The following is a 15,431-nucleotide window of genomic DNA, read 5'->3' as shown; positions in this document are numbered from 1 at the left end:
CTGGATGTCGTGCGCGGCGCGGGTCGCGCCTGGGAGGACGGGTCATGCAGCTGGAGAACACACAGGTCGTCGGGGACGTGGTCAAGCGGCTGCGCCGCGCCGAGGGCCAGCTGGCCGGCGTGATCCGGATGCTCGAGGCCGGGCGTGACTGCGAGGACGTCGTCACCCAGCTCGCCGCGGTCTCCCGCGCGCTGGACAAGGCGGGGTTCGCGATCATCTCCACCGGGCTCGAGCAGTGCATCACCCAGGGGCAGGCAGGCGACTCGGTCGACCGCGCCCGCCTCGAGAAGCTCTTCCTCTCCCTGGCCTGACCGGTCTCGCCCCCGAACGCGGAGGACCTCGTGAAGTACTTCGACAGCGTCCGGCTCGATCTGCCCTACGACCAGGCGCTCCCCCGCGTCCGCGAGGCGCTCAAGGAGCAGGGCTTCGGCGTCATCACCGAGATCGACATGCGCGCGACCATGCAGCAGAAGCTGGGCGAGGAGATCGAGGACTACACGATCCTCGGCGCCTGCAACCCCGGCCTCGCCTTCCAGGCCCTCGGCGTCGACCGGTCACTCGGCCTGCTGCTGCCGTGCAACGTGGTGGTGCGGGCCGACGGCGAGGGCAGCGTGGTGGAGATGCTCGACCCGCAGACCATGGTCGACATCCCCGAGCGCGAGGACCTGCGCCCCGTCGCGAACGAGGCCGGCACCCGACTCTCCGCCGCGCTGGCCTCGCTCAGCGGGTAGCCGCCCGATCCGTTCCGAGCCCGAACCAGATCTGCACACTGGCCCCTGTCAGGCGCTGCAAGAGGGCCACTACGCCGATCTCGCCGGTCAGTTCTGGGTGTTCGGCGTCCACTGGGCGCCGTCGAACCACCGCAGCCGTGCCTGGCGCTGGGGATCCGGGTACCAGCCCGGCGCCATGGGCGACTGGGGCATGGGCCGCGGGGGCATGGGCTGGCCGTACGGGCCGCCGAACGCAGCCGGCTGCGCCGGCGCGGGATTCCGCCTGGCCAGCCAGACCGCGAGGCCGATGGCGGCCAGCACGAGCACGACCCCCACGGCGATCAGCACGAACAGCAACGAGTTCGAGGACGACTCCTCCGCGGTCAGCACCACGGGGCGGCACCCTGCCCGATCGAGGACGCACCCGTCCAGCACCACGCCGCGCGACGGGGAGCGCAGGCCGACCTCTGACTGCGCGAATGCGACGAACTCGTGGCCATCAGCGGTTGATGGCCACGAGTTCGTCGCACTCGACCGCTCCGTCAGTCGGCGCCGGTCGCCCAGGCGTGACTGGTCTCGACGATCGCGGTGACGACGGCGAGTTCGTCGTCGTCCCTCGGGCCGTAGACCATCACGAAGCCGGGCGAGAGCCGGACGCCGGCCCACGGGTGCGGGACCGCCCAGCCCTGGCGGACCGCGTCGGCGGCCAGCGCCGGCGGGAGCGCCAGGTGCAGCGAGCCGTCGTAGCCGGGGTGCAGGTGCGCGAACTCCCGGGCGGCCGGGACCAGGTAGGCGTCGGCCGGGCCACGCAGCGGCGGGTCGAGGACGAAGCCGCGGGCGCCGGGCACGGAGATGGCCGACGGTCCGCTGGTGACCCCGGCCAGCGCGGTCGCGGAAGCGAACAGCCGCTCCTGCAGCTCGACCGGCGCGTTGTCGGAGATCTGCTGCTGCGGGATGGAGTGGCTGATCGCCGGCCGGGGACCTCGCCGCTCGCGCAGCGCCCCTCCGGGGAGGCGCGACCAGGACGTCGGACCGGGTGCCGCCGGCCCGTGGTGCGCCAGGAACGACAGCCGGTCCTGCAGCCACGCGGCCAGCTCGCCGACGGCGCCGGCCGTGATGGCGTGCCCGACGGGGTCGCGGCGGCCGGTGGTGGGCGCCCCGGACTCGTCGTGCAGGTAGTTCCAGGTGCGGTCGAGCAGCTCGCGCGGGATGACCACGTCCTGCTCGCCCTGGGCCACGAACACCGGGACGCCGACGAGCCGGCCGGGCGTCACCGGCAGCCCGGCGTCGAACGGCAGGGTGCCGGAGAGGATCGCGGCGCCGGCGTAGCGGGACGGGTCGTCGAGCAGCAGGCCGCCGGCGAACGCGGCACCGCCGCTGAAGCCGATCAGCACCACCGGGCGGCCGGCGGGTGCGACACCGTCGAGCCAGCCGCGGAACCAGTCCATGGTGGCGCGCAGCGACGCCTCGACCGGCCGGCCGATGCCCTGGTTGGCGAACCAGGCGTAGCCGCCGCCCTCGCCGATCGGCGCCCGCACCGCGGCGTAGGCGACGCCGCCGGGCAGGTGGTCGGCCAGGCCGATGATGGCGGCCTCGTCGGCACCGCGGCCGTGCAGCAGCACGGCGAGCGGTGCCCGGGGGTCGGTGCTCCCGGCGGTGACGACGACGGGTGCGGTGAAGGCGGTCGCCGTCGTCATGCCGTCGCCTCCACCGAGCCGGGCACCAGCCGCCCCGCCGTGCCGACGCCGGACCAGCGGCTGACCTCGGCACCGAGGTCGAGCCGGTCGACCGGCGCCGCGTTCTCGTACTCGCCCCAGGCCTCGCGGGGCAGCATCCACATGACCTCGAACTCGTTGCCGTCGGGGTCGATGCCGTAGACGCTCTTGGTCGCGCCGTGGCTGGACTCGCCGGTGAAGGCGCCCAGTTCGGCGAGGGTCAGGCGCGCGTGCTCGAGCTCGTCGATCGTGTCGACCTGCCACGCGAGGTGGTAGAGCCCGACGGTCCCCCGCTGCCGCGGGGCCGCACCCTTCCCGATCCCGAACAGGCCGAGGTCGTGGTGGTTGCCCGAGCGCGGCAGCCGGAGGAAGGCGGCGTTGGCCCGGAGCTCCCGAGCGACGATCTCCATGCCGAACGCCTCGGTCCAGAAGCGCAGCGAGCGCTCCAGGTCGGAGACGAAGAGCACGGCGTGGTTGAGGCGGACGGCTGCGATGGTCATGGCGATGTCCTCTCGGTCCTCTCGGGAGCTTCCCGCGGCGATCAGGCGGCGGTGGGGCCGACCAGCTGGAAGTGGCTCTGCCACACCCAACCGTTGCCCGCGTTCAGCGCGATGTTGAGGAAGGCGACCTCCTCGAGGGTGCGGGCGAAGCGGAGGCTGGGCGCCTCGACGGGGGCGAAGCCGAGCGAGGTGGCGAGCTGCGCGACGGTGCCGCGGGCGGTCGCGTCGTCCCCGGCGACCAGGACGGCGAGCGGGGCGCCCTGCTCAGCGGGGTTGCCGTAGCGGCCGGCGAAGACGGTGTTGAACGCCTTGACGACCGGGGTGCTGCCGGCGGCCAGCTGCACGGCGGCGGCACCGGAGAGGCCGTCGATCGCGAGGCCGTCGAAGCTCGCGTTGAGCGGGTTGGTGGCGTCGACGACGACGGCGCCGGACAGGGCCGGGGCGATCTCGGCGGTGACGGCCGGCGCCTCGGTGCCGGGCACGGCGAGGACGACGACCTGCGCGCCCTGGACGGCCTCGGTGTTGCTGTCGGCGGCCTGCGCGCCGACCTCGGCCGCGACGGCCCGGGCCTTCTCCGGGTGGGCGGCACTGATGACGACGTCGTGCCCTGCCGCGACGGCGGCCCGGCTGAAGCCGCCACCCACGTTGCCGGCCCCGATGACTGCGATGCGCATCTCGATCCCCTCAGATAGTTGACGGCTCAGATATTGAGCACGCAGCAGACGTTAGGTCCAGATAGTTGCGCTGTCAACTACTGACGCAGTAACTTTCTCCCGTGACCCCCATCTCCTCGAGCGACGACGCACTCATCAGCACGTTCGGCCGCATGGTCGAGGTGCAGAGCCGTCTGGAGCGCCGCCTCGGGGCCGATCTGGAGGCACGGTTCGGGCTGCCGCACGCGTGGTTCGAGGTGCTCGTCCGGCTGTCCCGCTCGGACGACGGCCAGCTGACGATGGGGGCCCTCGCCGAGCAGGTGACGCTGACGACCGGCGGGGTGACGCGACTGGTCGACCGCATGGAGGCAGCCGGGCTGGTCGAGCGCATGCCCTGCCGGACCGACCGCCGGGTCTCCTACGCCGCGATCACCGATGCCGGACGCGCGAGGCTCGATGAGGCCGCGGAGGCCCACGCCGCCAACCTGCGCACGGTGTTCGACGGCTTCAGCGCGAAGGAGCTCAGCCTGCTCGACGGTCTGCTCGACCGGCTGCGCGCCGGCTCCTGACGACGTCAGGAGCCGGCGAACCAGCTGTCGGCCGGTAGGTCCGGCGGTGCGGGGGGCTCCCGCTGGTCCATCTCGGGTGGGGGCGCCCACGGCCAGAGCACGACGACGTCGTCGACTGCCGCCCGGATCGCCGCGCCGTCCAGGACGACGCTGCGCTCGGAGATGCCCAGATCCGGGCAGCGGACCACGATCCGCAACGGCCCGTCCGGCGGCAGCGGGTGCAGCCACCACGACTGCTCGACCGACGCCTGCCCGCCCGAGCCACCCCCACTGACGAACACTACGTCCTCGCCCTCGCCGGGCCCGTGCCGTCCGGATGCGTTGCTCGCCCGGCGGCCGTCGGCGAACTCCACCCCGAGCAGGAACCGGCCACCCCCGGGCCCGCCGTGCCAGATGAGCTCGTTCAGGTCTCGGCCGTCCGCCCGGGCCGCGTCGGGACGAAGGCGGACGACGAGGTCGAACGCGATCCCCGTCGTGTAGACGCTCAGCCGCTGGAGTGCGATCACGGCGTCGTCCGTCCGGCCGAGCACGACGTTCTGCGGCAGCGCGACCGGGATCTCGTTCTCCGGCGCGCTCATCCGTCGGTGGAACTCCTCCGGGTCGTCTCCGTCGTGCCCGTACGCGGTCCACATGGGGCGGAGCTTGTCGGCCGGGGCGCCCAGCGGCAAGCCAGATCTGCACACTCGCCCGCTTCAGGGGCCCGAAAGGGGCCAGTGTGCAGATCTCGCCGGGAAGGTCAGGCGGTGCGGGCGGCCTCCGCGAGGGCGGCCAGCGCCTGCTCGAAGCACTCCTGCGGCGGCTGGACCAGGCCGGCGCCCACCTGGCCGGTGCCGGCGACCCGCCCGGCCATGCCGGTGTTGATCTGCGGCAGCCAGCCGGTGCGCGCGACCTTGAGCACGTCGATGCCCGTCGGTGAGCCGCGGAAGCCCATGATCGGGATCGCCATCGCCGGGTTCTCGGCCAGCGTGAGCTGGTACATGCGCTCCGTCGTCGCCAGGGCGTCGGGCACGGTGCCGCCGACGAACCGGACGATCGCCGGGGCCGCGGCCATCGCGAACCCGCCGACGCCGTAGGTCTCCATGATCGCGGAGTCGCCGATGTCGGGGTTGGCGTCCTCCGGCCCGTAGTCCCCGAGGAACAGGCCGACCGGGGTCTGCGCCGGTCCGGTGAACCAGCGGTCGCCGGTGCCCGCCGTCTGGATGCCGAACTCGGTGCCGTTGCGCGACATCACCGTGAGCATCGTCGAGCCCGGGACGTCGCGGGCGGCGTCGAGCGCGAGCTTCGCCGTCGGCATGCCGAGGTTGAGGAAGAAGTGCTCGTTGCCGCCGGCGAACTTCAGGACGGCGGCGATGTCGGACGACGGCGCGTCGACGGCGACGATCGACGGCGACAGCTCGCGCAGCGCCATGAGCGACCCGGCCCGGTTGCGGTTGTGCCCCTCGTCGCCCATCTGCAGCATCTGGGCGAGGATCCCCTTGACGTCGATCGGGTCGTTGCCCGCGTCGATCGAGCCCCGCACCGCCTTCGACAGCACCGGGCCGAGCACGTCGCGCATCCAGCGCAACCGCTCCTGCACCTCGTCGTTGAAGGCGCCCATGCGCAGCACCTTGCCGAGGCCCTCGTTGAGGTTGCAGTAGGCCTTGCCGCCGGAGACCGGGTCCTCCAGGCACCACATCCACATCGACGGCGACGTCACCCCGGCCATCGGCCCGACGGTGCGGTGGTGGTGGCAGGGGTCGAGGGTGACCTCGCCCGAGGCCAGGATCTTCTCCGCGTCCTCGACGGACGACGCCCAGCCCTCGAACAGGCAGGCGCCGATCAGCGCACCGCGCATCGGGCCCGACGCGTTCTCCCAGAGCAGCGGCGGGCCGGAGTGCAGCAGCATCCGGTCGCCGATGTCGAGCACCTCGCGGGCCGGCCGGACGTCGACCAGCACCGAGCCGGCGGCGAGCAGGCGCTCCACTGCCGTCCGGTTGGCCGCGGCGCGCCGCCGGTCGAGCGCCAGGACGGCCAGGTCGGCGGGGTCGCCGAAGTGCGGCGGCCGCCACTCGACGTCGTGGACGTCGGCGCCCTGGGCGCGCAGCGCGTCGGAGAAGACGTCGACGCCGGCGGCGACGATCGCCGGCGGTCCGTCGAGCAGTCCGCCGAGTGTCATCTCGCAGCTCCCAGCAGGTCGAGGGCGTACCGCGTGGCCGCGGAGTTGGAGGCGAAGACGGCAGCGCCGGCGGCGGCGAGCGCGTCGGCCTGCTTGCTCCAGCCCTGCGGGTCGCCCTCGGTGCCGACGAGCGCGATCACGACGGGCAGCGGGTGCTCGGCGGCGTCGCGGGCCGCGCTCAGCGCCGGCACCAGCGCGCCGGCCGGGTCGGGGTCGGCGCCGTACCCGAGCACGACGTCGAGCAGGAGCACCGCCGGCTCGTCGGAGGCGGCCACGGCGGCGATCGCCTCCAGCCGCAGCGTCGGGTCGATCATCGGGTGCGCGCGGCCCACGGTCAGGGCGTCGTCGCCGAAGTCGATGACGACGTGCCCCGGGGCGAACTGGTCTTGGGCGGATGGGTCGAGGGCAAGGTGCAGGTGCGGGCTCAGCGGGGTGTTGGACCGGATCTCGCCGAGCGCGGGGGCTGCGATGAGCATCGTCTCGTCGGCCAGCGTGCCGCCGGAGTAGAGGCCCTTGAGCACCGCACCCGGGGCCGCAGCCTCGGCCGCGCCGGGGCGCGACGGCCACACCGGCACGTCGAGGCCCATGTCCCGCAGGAGGCCCTCGACGGCGGCGGTCAGGTCGGGCGTCTCGGCCGAGAGGACGGCGGAGCGCACCGGCACCGACAGCGTCGCGGCGGCGGCCTCGACGGTCGCGGCCACCGACGGCGCCGGCGGCTTGGACACCACCATCACCCGCTCGGTGGCGGGGTCGGCGTCCAGGGCCGCCAGCGCGTCGAGCGTGGCCAGCCCGCCGACGGCCTCGGACAGGTCGCGGCCGCCGACCCCGAGCACGTGTGAGACCCCGACGCCGGCCATGTCGAGCAGGCAGGAGACCTGTTGCGCGCCGGTGCCGCTGGCCGCGACCAGGCCGACCGGCCCCGGGCGGACCACGTTGGCGAAGCCGAGGGCGACGCCGGAGACGATCGCCGTCCCGCAGTCGGGGCCCATGACCAGCACGCCGGCGTCGTGCGCCGCCCGCTTCAGGGCGACCTCGTGCTCGACCGGGACGCCGTCGGAGAAGACCAGGACGCTGCGGCCGGCCGCGATGGCGTCGGCGGCCTCGGCGACGGCGTACTGGCCGGGAACCGAGACGATCGCGAGCGCCGGGCCGTCGGTGGTCCGCTCGGCCAGGCCGCCCCCGATCGTGCGCTGCGGGATCGCCTCGGCCGATCCGGTCGACCGCTCCCGCTCGGCCAGGGCGGTCTCGACGGCGGCGACCGCGGCGGCCAGCGCCTCGTCGTCCTCGGCTGCGACACCGATCAGGAGCTGCTCGGGCGAGGCGGCCTCCTCCGGCGCCAGACCCATGTTCGTCGCGAGCTCGAGGTTCAGCGGCGTCGCCATCGCGACGATCACGCCGGTCACCCCGGGCAGCGCCGCGACCGTGCGGCTGACCTGCATGAGACGGACCGAGTCGGCGTAGACGCCGGACCGCAGGGTGACCGAGCGAGCGCCGGCCGTGACGGATGGGGCGCCCGAGGGCGGTGATGCAGTCACCCGTCGAACCGTACTCAGAGATGTCTCAGCGGTGAAGTATCGGCATCTCACCGCAATAACGATTTAGCAGTGAGGTACTTCCCCCCGACCGGTTCTGGTGCGACATTGGCGCCTCCCGGTGGGCCGACACCCGTCGACCGGCACCGGTTCGGTCGGAAAGTGCACGTCGAGGAGGCACTGGAGATGGCGTTCAGCTGGAAGCTCTACGGGGACGGCAAGACCCCGCCGCTGGGCGAGGCCGTCGCCCCGGACGAACGGTTGTCCTGGCCGCGGACCGTCGGCATCGGTGCGCAGCACGTGGTCGCCATGTTCGGCGCCACCTTCGTCTTCCCGCTCATCATGGGCCTGGACCCGAACCTCGCGATCATGATGAGCGGCGTCGCGACGATCCTGTTCCTGCTGATCGTGAAGGGTCAGGTGCCCAGCTACCTGGGCACCAGCGCCTCCTTCGTCGGCGGTGTCGTGGCGATCCGCGCCAACGGCGGCGAGTCCAGTGACGTCGTCGGTGCGATCCTGGTCGCCGGTGTCGTCCTGGCCATCGTCGGCCTGGTCATCCACTTCGCCGGCGTCGGCGTCGTCAACAAGGTGCTGCCGCCGGCTGTCACCGGCGCGGTGGTCATGCTGATCGGGTTCAACCTGGCCCCGGTCGCCGCCGGCATCTACTGGCCCCAGGACCAGTGGGTCGCCCTGGCCACGATGGCGTTCGTCATCGTCTGCTCGCTGGCGCTGCGCGGCTTCCTCGCCCGCATCGCGATCTTGCTCGGCCTGATCTTCGGCTACCTGCTCTCGGTGCTGCTCGACGTCACGACCGGCCCGATCACCTCGGTGCTCGGCGGCGCGACGGAGGCCACGGAGCACGACCGGATCAACTTCGACGCCGTCGGCGCCGCCGACTGGTTCGGCCTGCCGACCGTCACCTTCCCGACCTTCTCGCTGAACTTCAGCCTGCTCGTCCTGCCCGCTGTGATCGCCCTCGTGGCCGAGAACGCCGGGCACGTCAAGGCCGTCGCCGAGATGACCAAGCGCGACCTCGACCCGATGATCGGCCGGGCCGTCTTCGCCGACGGCGTCGGCACGGTCGTCGCCAGCGCGGTCGGTGGCTCGCCCACGACGACCTACGCCGAGAACATCGGCGTCATGGCCGCCACCCGGGTCTACTCGACCGCGGCGTACTACGTGGCGGCGATCGTGGCGATCCTGCTCGGCCTGATCCCGAAGTTCGGCGCGCTGATCAACATCGTCCCGGGCGGCGTCCTCGGCGGCATCACCGTTGTCCTCTACGGGATGATCGGCCTGCTGGGCGCCAAGATCTGGAAGGAGAACCGGGTCGACTTCGCCAACCCGATCAACCTGGTGCCGCTCGCCGCGGGCATCATCATCGGTATCGGCAACGTGACGCTGACCTTCACCGACAACTTCTCCCTCGCGGGGATCGCGCTCGGTTCGATCGTCGCCGTCGTCGCGTGGCACGTGGCGCGCGCAGTGGCGCCGGCCGACATGAAGGCGGCTCTCCTCCGTGAGGGCAGGCACCCGGCCGCCGGCTCCACGTTCGGCCACGTGCACGGCGAGGAGGCCCTCGTCGGCGGGCACGAGGTGACCGAGTCGGGCGCTGACACCGTGCGCCGCGACACCAACCGATAGGACACGCTCGCCCCGTGAAACCTGCTCCCTTCCGTTACGCCGACCCCGGCACCCTCGACGAGGCCCTCGCGGTCCTGTCCGACGAGGGTGAGGGCGCCAAGGTGCTCGCCGGTGGCCAGTCGCTGCTCCCGCTGCTCTCCATGCGGCTCGCGGCGCCGACCACGCTGGTGGACATCAACCGGGTGCCCGGCCTCGACGCCGTCGAGGCCACCGGGGACGGCGTGACGGTGGGAGCGCTCGTCCGGCACAACGCACTGCTCCACGACGCCGCCGCCGCCCGGGTCCAGCCGCTGCTGGCCCGGGCGACGGCGAACGTCGCCCACCCGGCGATCCGCAACCGGGGCACCACCGTCGGCTCGATCGCGCACGCCGACCCCTCCGGCGAGATGACCTCCGTCCTCGCCCTCACCGACGGCTCCGTCACGGTCGCCACGCCCTCCGGTCTGCAGACCGTCGAGTGGCGCGACTTTTTCGTGGGCCCGCTGGAGACCTCGGTCCACGGGCCGGCCGTCGTCACCTCTGCCTTCTTCCCCGCGCTGCCGCCGCGCTCGGGCACCGCCTTCGCCGAGGTCGCCCGCCGCAAGGGCGACTACGCGGTCTGCGGCGCCGGCGTCGTCGTCACGCTGGACGCCGACCGCCGGGTCGAGCGCGTCCGCGCCTCCTACGTCTCGGTGGGCCTGGTCCCCGAGGTGCACGACCTGACCGAGGCCGTCGCCGGCTCGCCGGTGGACAGCGCCGACTGGGCCGCTGCGGGGGCCCTGGCGCGCACACTGGTCGACCCTGACACCGACATCCACGCCAGCGCCGACTACCGGCGCCTGCTCGTGGGTGTCCTCACCGAACGAACTCTTGCTTCTGCGGCCGCCGAGGCGGCGGAGAGGGCGGCATGACCTCCGTCGACACGGAACGCACGATCACCGTCACCGTGAACGGTGTTCCACGTGAAGCCACGGTCCCGGTGCGGCGGCTGCTGTCGGACGCGCTGCGGCACGACCTCGGGCTGACCGGCACGCACGTGGGCTGCGAGCACGGCGTCTGCGGGGCCTGCACGGTGCTGGTCGACGGCGACCCGGTGCGCTCGTGCCTGCTGCTCGCCGTCCAGGTGGACGGGCACGAGGTGCAGACCGTCGAGGGTCTGGCCCGTGACGACGGCCGCGGCGGCCAGATCCTGCACCCGGTGCAGGAGGCGTTCCGCGAGTGCCACGCGCTGCAGTGCGGCTTCTGCACGCCGGGCTTCCTGATGACGATCGCGGCCGGGCTGGAGAAGCGGGACAACGCCGTCGAGCTCACCGAGGACGAGGTCGACGACATGGTCGGCGGCAACCTCTGCCGCTGCACCGGGTACGCCAACATCAAGAAGGCCGTGCACCACGCCGCCGCCACGATGAAGGACAGCCCCCGATGACGCTTTCGGTACAGAAAGCTGCGGTTCCCCGCTCAGCTTTCGGTACAGAAAGCGGGAAGGGGGGACGGCGGTGACGACGAAGCTGTTCGGCGAGCCGGTCCGCCGGCGCGAGGACGCCCGGCTGATCATCGGCAAGGGCCGCTACCTCGACGACATCGGGCACGACGCCCTGGCCGCCGCCTTCGTGCGCAGCCCGCACGCACACGCGCGCATCACCGACATCGACGTCGAGGGCTGTCTCGACATCGAGGGTCTGGTCGCGATCTACACCTACGAGGACCTGCACGGCCCCATGGCCGAGCCGCTGCCGGTGCTCATTCCCCACCCGCAGATGCACGCCCCGCGCACCGGCTACCCGCTGGCGCGCGGAGAGGTCAACCACGTGGGCGAGCCGATCGTCATGGTGGTCGCCACCGACCGGTACATCGCCGAGGACGCCGCCGAGCGGATCCTGGTGTCGTACGAGGAGCTGCCGGTCGTGGTCGGCGTCGACGCGGCCCGCGCCGCGACGACCGCCGTCCACGAGGACATCCCCGACAACGTCGCCGCTCGGCACCACCAGGAGACCGGCGACGTGGCGGCGGCCCTGGCCGCCAGCCCGCACACGCTGGAGTTCACCCAGTACATCGAGCGCAGCGCCTGCATGCCGATGGAGGGCAAGGGCGTGCACGCGAAGTGGGACGCCGACGACTCGTCGCTGCGGGTCTACACGAGCACCCAGGCCTCGACGTCGGTGCGCGCGGCGATCGCGGCGAAGCTCGAGCTGTCGCTGGACAAGGTCGAGGTGATCGCGCCCGACGTCGGCGGCGGCTTCGGCGTGAAGATCGTGCACCCGTGGCCCGAGGAGCTGCTGGTGCCGATGGCGGCGATCGCGCTGGGGCGGGAGGTGAAGTGGGCGGAGGACCGCCGGGAGCACTTCATCTCCAGCGCGCACGAGCGGCAGCAGCGGCAGGAGATCCGGGTCGGGTACGACGACGACGGCCGGCTCACCGCCCTGGACGTGCACATCTGGCACGACAACGGTGCCTACACGCCCTACGGGATCATCGTGCCGATCGTGACGGCGACCCAGCTGGTCGGCCCGTACGTGATCCCGACGTACCGGGTGATCGTCGAGAGCGTCTACACGAACACCGTCATCGTGACGCCGTACCGCGGCGCCGGGCGGCCGCAGGGCTGCTACGCGATGGAGCGGACGATGGACCGCATCGCCGACGCGCTGGGGCTCGACCGGGCCGTCGTCCGCGAGCGGAACCTGATCACCCCCGACCAGTTCCCCTACGACCACCACCTAACGTTCCAGGACGGCCGGCCGGTCATCTACGACTCGGGCGACTACCCGGGGCTGCTCCAGAAGCTGCGTGCGCTCGTGGGCTGGTCGGAGGCTTCCCGCCTGCGGGACGACGCCGCCGCCCGCGGCAAGCTGCTCGGCATCGGCATGGCCATGTACGTGGAGGGCACCGGGCCCGGCCCGTACGAGGGCGGGCACGTGCAGGTGCTCGGCAGCGGCAAGGTGCTGGTCTCCACCGGACTGACCTCGCAGGGCCAGGGCCACGAGACGGCGTTCGCACAGATCGTCGCGTCGGAGCTCGGCGTCCCGATGGAGGACATCGAGGTGACCACCGGCGACACCCGGCGCTTCGGGTACGCCGTAGGCACGTTCGCCTCGCGGGCCGCCGTGATGAGCGGCAACGCGATCGCGCTGGCCGCGCGCGGCGTGAAGGAGAAGGCGCTGCGGATCGCGGCCGACGTCCTGGAGGTCGACCCGGGCGATCTGGAGATCGAGGAGGGTCTGGTGCAGGTTCGCGGGACGCCGGGGGCGTCGATCCCGCTGCGCACGGTCGCCGTCCTGTCGAACCCGCTGCGGTACGCGTTCGACGAGGCCGCCAAGCAGGCCACCCAGTTCGCCGTCCCGGGGGACGACTCCAAGCCGCCGGTCGCCGTCGGCGACGCGCCGGGCCTGGAACACCGCGACTACTACTCGCCGATCCGGTCGACCTTCGCGTCGGGCGCGCACGCGGCGATCGTGGAGATCGACCCGGCGACGTGGGAGATCGACGTCGTGAAGTACGCGGTCGTGCACGACTGCGGCAACGTGGTGAACCCGATGATCGTCGAGGGCCAGGTGCACGGCGGCGTCGCGCAGGGCGTGGGCGGCGCGCTGTACGAGCGGATGGCCTACGACGCCGACGGGCAACTGCAGAACGCCTCGTTCATGGACTTCTTGATGCCGTACGCATCCGAGGTGCCTGACATCGACATCGACCACCAGCAGACGCCGTCGCCGCTGAACCCGCTCGGGATCAAGGGCGCCGGCGAGGCCGGCGTCATCCCCGGGACGGCGGCGATCGCCTCGGCCATCGAGGACGCCGTGGGACGGCGGATCGCGGCGATGCCCATCTCCCCCACCCAGCTGTACGACCTGATGCGAGACGACTCTTCCGAACGGACCGCGGCGTCTTCGCGCCGCGAGGGAACAGGAGCGATGGCGTGAACCTCGACGGATCTGCGGTGCTGCATGCCGAGCCGGAGAAGGTCTGGTCGGTGATCACCGACCCGGCGGTGCTGGCGCGGACGATCCCGGGCTGCGAGACGCTCGAGCAGGTCGGCGACGACGAGTACAAGATGAACGTCACTGTCGGGGTCGGCGCGGTGCGCGGGACGTACGCCGGCGAGGTGCGGCTGGCGGACAAGGAGCACCCGAAGTCCTACGTCATGCACGCGTCGGGCGCCGGTGGGCCCGGGAACGTGCGGGCAAAGGTGCTGATCAGCCTCGAGCCGTCGGAGGACGGGACGACGCTGACCTACTCGGCGGACGCCGTCGTCGGCGGCGCGGTGGCCGGGGTGGGCCAGCGGATGATGACCGGCGTCGCCAAGCGGATGGCCGGGCAGTTCTTCAAGGCGATCGACGACGAGCTGACCGGCCGGGCCGTGGTGCCGATCGGTGCCGCACCGTCCGCGGTCGCGGCTGGGGCTCCGGGGGCCGGCGTCGAGGCGCCGCGGGTGTTCGCGGGTCGCGCCGCCGCTGCTCCGGCGGCCGCCGACGTGCGGACCCTCGTCCTGGGCGCCGCCGGAGGCGCGCTGCTGACCCTGATCAGCATCCTGATCGGCTACCGACTCGGCCGCCGTAAGGGGCCAGCCTGATGGCCAGACCGCGGGTCTTCATCAGTTCCACTTACTACGACCTCAAGCACGTCCGCGCGTCGATCGACCTGTTTGTTCGATCTTTGGGATTCGATTCAGTTCTTTCGGAAAAGGGGGATATCGCGTACAGCTTCGACCGCCCCCTGGACGAATCCTGTTACGCGGAAGTCGGATCCAGCGACATGCTGGTACTCATCATTGGCGGGCGTTACGGCGCTGCGGCTAGCGACCAGGAGCCCGCCGATCCAAAGAAATTCTTCGAACGCTACGAGTCGATTACGAAGCGGGAATATGAGCGTGCCGTCGAGCTTGACCTGCCAATATACATTCTGATCGAAAAGAGCGTTCAAGCCGAATATCGCACCTTCTTGGCGAATCGGCCGAACAGAGATATCAACTATGCCCATGTAGACAGCGTCAACGTGTTTACGATGATGGAGGAGATTCTTGGGCGGCCTCGCAACAATCCTGTGGCAACGTTCGAACGATTCACGGATATCGAAAACTGGCTCCGAGAGCAGTGGGCGGGCCTGTTTCGTGACCTCTTGAAGCGGTCGAGCCAGCAGAAGCAGCTACGGGCGCTGAGCGAACAGGTCGCAGACTTGCGCTCCGCGAGCGAAACCCTCAAAACATACGTGGAGGCCGTTGCATCCAAGGTGGTACCAGAGCAGTCCGAGGCTCTACGAGACGAAGAGCGTCGACGTTCAAGCGAGAGGGCGGCTCAGAAGAAGCTATATGATTCCTTGGCTGTCAGATATCTCAGCAATCGACTCGATGCGCCTCGCAACGAGGTAATTGCTGCGATTGCAGAATCGGAAGACCTGCCACAACTGCTTGCACGCTTGCGCGATTTGGACCGCATGTATGCACAGGATCCTGACATCGAAGTGGCACTCGAGGTTCTCGCTGGACATGAGGACTTTCTCGCCGATTTGAATATTGCTCGCGCCGCACTCAGTGAACCACCGTTTGTTCAGACTTCGAGAGAACCATCGACACCGAGGCGGCCGCGTCGTCCCTCTGGGACGCGTGGACCATCAGAAGCGAACGAGACTTAGACGAGGTAGCCGTCAGCCATGTCCATTGGCCGGGTAGCGCCCTTCCCGAGTCGGTGAGCACGCAGCATGACGTATGTGGGCAACGGCAGGACTATCAAGTTGCGTGCGAAAGTCCTGCCGTCAGCCACATGAGCGGATAGCGACGCCGCGCGGCGGCGGGTAAGGACGACGCCGGCTACCGCGATGACCACGACCCAGCCGCCCAGGGTCGGCGTATGTGCGGTGGTCCCGTCACCCGTGGCGAGTTGCAGCGTGGCGTTGGACGGGTCCAGCGCGTCGGCGACCTCGGACTTCCAGATCCGCACCTGGCATCGCGCTGAGGATCGTCAAGTAGAGGCCCGTCGGC

Annotated in this window: 16 protein-coding genes; 9 read left to right on the top strand and 7 right to left on the bottom strand. The window is 71.4% G+C overall.

The genetic code is table 11. The annotated features are described in order from the left end of the window. The first annotated feature begins 44 nt into the window (after positions 1 to 44). Both ABD644_RS22010 and ABD644_RS22005 read left to right on the top strand, forming a co-directional pair. Positions 45 to 311 (top strand): metal-sensitive transcriptional regulator, encoded by a 267-nt coding sequence (locus tag ABD644_RS22010; RefSeq protein WP_344691380.1) that lies wholly within the window; start codon positions 45 to 47, stop codon positions 309 to 311. A gap of 30 nt (positions 312 to 341) precedes the next feature. Further along, positions 342 to 731 (top strand): DUF302 domain-containing protein, encoded by a 390-nt coding sequence (locus ABD644_RS22005; RefSeq protein WP_344691378.1) that lies wholly within the window; start codon positions 342 to 344, stop codon positions 729 to 731. Positions 732 to 818: 87 nt separating this feature from the next. Here the strand turns inward: ABD644_RS22005 and ABD644_RS22000 are convergent, their stop codons facing one another. The 4 genes from ABD644_RS22000 to ABD644_RS21985 form a co-directional block, all read right to left on the bottom strand. Further along, positions 819 to 1,103: a DUF2510 domain-containing protein gene (locus ABD644_RS22000; RefSeq protein WP_344691376.1), complete on the bottom strand. Its 285-nt coding sequence runs from the start codon at positions 1,101 to 1,103 to the stop codon at positions 819 to 821. A 149-nt stretch (positions 1,104 to 1,252) separates the two neighbouring features. After that, the gene (locus tag ABD644_RS21995) at positions 1,253 to 2,407 is read right to left on the bottom strand and encodes an alpha/beta hydrolase (RefSeq protein WP_344691374.1); all 1,155 of its coding nucleotides are present in this window, start codon (positions 2,405 to 2,407) and stop codon (positions 1,253 to 1,255) included. Next, complete coding sequence (locus ABD644_RS21990) at positions 2,404 to 2,925, bottom strand: VOC family protein (protein ID WP_344691372.1); 522 nt, start codon at positions 2,923 to 2,925, stop codon at positions 2,404 to 2,406. The genes ABD644_RS21995 and ABD644_RS21990 overlap by 4 nt, the downstream gene beginning before the upstream one ends. 41 nt (positions 2,926 to 2,966) lie before the next feature. Beyond that, on the bottom strand, positions 2,967 to 3,599 hold the full coding sequence (locus ABD644_RS21985; RefSeq protein ID WP_344691370.1) for an NADPH-dependent F420 reductase: 633 nt from the start codon (positions 3,597 to 3,599) through the stop codon (positions 2,967 to 2,969). Positions 3,600 to 3,700: 101 nt separating this feature from the next. Here ABD644_RS21985 and ABD644_RS21980 point away from each other — a divergent pair, with 101 nt between their 5' ends. After that, complete coding sequence (locus ABD644_RS21980) at positions 3,701 to 4,147, top strand: MarR family winged helix-turn-helix transcriptional regulator (protein ID WP_344691368.1); 447 nt, start codon at positions 3,701 to 3,703, stop codon at positions 4,145 to 4,147. A gap of 5 nt (positions 4,148 to 4,152) precedes the next feature. Here the strand turns inward: ABD644_RS21980 and ABD644_RS21975 are convergent, their stop codons facing one another. From ABD644_RS21975 to ABD644_RS21965, 3 genes are all read right to left on the bottom strand, one after another. Then, a complete protein-coding gene (locus ABD644_RS21975) occupies positions 4,153 to 4,779 on the bottom strand; it encodes a hypothetical protein (protein ID WP_344691366.1) in 627 nt (208 codons plus the stop codon). Between the two features lie 104 nt (positions 4,780 to 4,883). Beyond that, entirely contained in the window at positions 4,884 to 6,302 is a 1,419-nt protein-coding gene (locus tag ABD644_RS21970; protein ID WP_344691364.1) for a YlbE family protein, read from the bottom strand. Then, a complete protein-coding gene (locus ABD644_RS21965; RefSeq protein WP_344691362.1) occupies positions 6,299 to 7,837 on the bottom strand; it encodes an AllF/FdrA family protein in 1,539 nt (512 codons plus the stop codon). The genes ABD644_RS21970 and ABD644_RS21965 overlap by 4 nt, the downstream gene beginning before the upstream one ends. Before the next feature lie 183 nt (positions 7,838 to 8,020). Here ABD644_RS21965 and ABD644_RS21960 point away from each other — a divergent pair, with 183 nt between their 5' ends. The 6 genes from ABD644_RS21960 (at position 8,021) to ABD644_RS21935 (ending at position 15,085) form a co-directional block, all read left to right on the top strand. Then, positions 8,021 to 9,478 (top strand): uracil-xanthine permease family protein, encoded by a 1,458-nt coding sequence (locus ABD644_RS21960; protein WP_344691360.1) that lies wholly within the window; start codon positions 8,021 to 8,023, stop codon positions 9,476 to 9,478. A 14-nt stretch (positions 9,479 to 9,492) separates the two neighbouring features. Continuing rightward, positions 9,493 to 10,368, top strand: coding sequence for an FAD binding domain-containing protein (locus tag ABD644_RS21955; RefSeq protein WP_344691358.1), 876 nt, complete (start codon positions 9,493 to 9,495; stop codon positions 10,366 to 10,368). After that, positions 10,365 to 10,883 carry a (2Fe-2S)-binding protein gene (locus tag ABD644_RS21950; RefSeq protein WP_344691356.1) on the top strand — a complete coding sequence of 173 codons (519 nt, stop codon included), beginning with the start codon at positions 10,365 to 10,367 and terminating at the stop codon, positions 10,881 to 10,883. Before ABD644_RS21955 ends, ABD644_RS21950 begins: the two co-directional genes overlap by 4 nt. Before the next feature lie 70 nt (positions 10,884 to 10,953). Further along, positions 10,954 to 13,377: an aerobic carbon-monoxide dehydrogenase large subunit gene (gene cutA, locus ABD644_RS21945; protein ID WP_344691354.1), complete on the top strand. Its 2,424-nt coding sequence runs from the start codon at positions 10,954 to 10,956 to the stop codon at positions 13,375 to 13,377. Beyond that, positions 13,374 to 14,027: an SRPBCC family protein gene (locus tag ABD644_RS21940; protein ID WP_344691353.1), complete on the top strand. Its 654-nt coding sequence runs from the start codon at positions 13,374 to 13,376 to the stop codon at positions 14,025 to 14,027. The genes cutA and ABD644_RS21940 overlap by 4 nt, the downstream gene beginning before the upstream one ends. Further along, positions 14,027 to 15,085 (top strand): DUF4062 domain-containing protein, encoded by a 1,059-nt coding sequence (locus ABD644_RS21935; protein ID WP_344691351.1) that lies wholly within the window; start codon positions 14,027 to 14,029, stop codon positions 15,083 to 15,085. Before ABD644_RS21940 ends, ABD644_RS21935 begins: the two co-directional genes overlap by 1 nt. Positions 15,086 to 15,431 lie beyond the last annotated feature (346 nt).

Origin of the sequence: Blastococcus jejuensis, assembly GCF_039534705.1 — a bacterium.
Classification (GTDB): Bacteria; Actinomycetota; Actinomycetes; order Mycobacteriales; family Geodermatophilaceae; genus Blastococcus_B; species Blastococcus_B jejuensis.
Note: the sequence above shows the minus strand (reverse complement) of the source record. Positions and strands in the feature narration are given on the sequence as shown.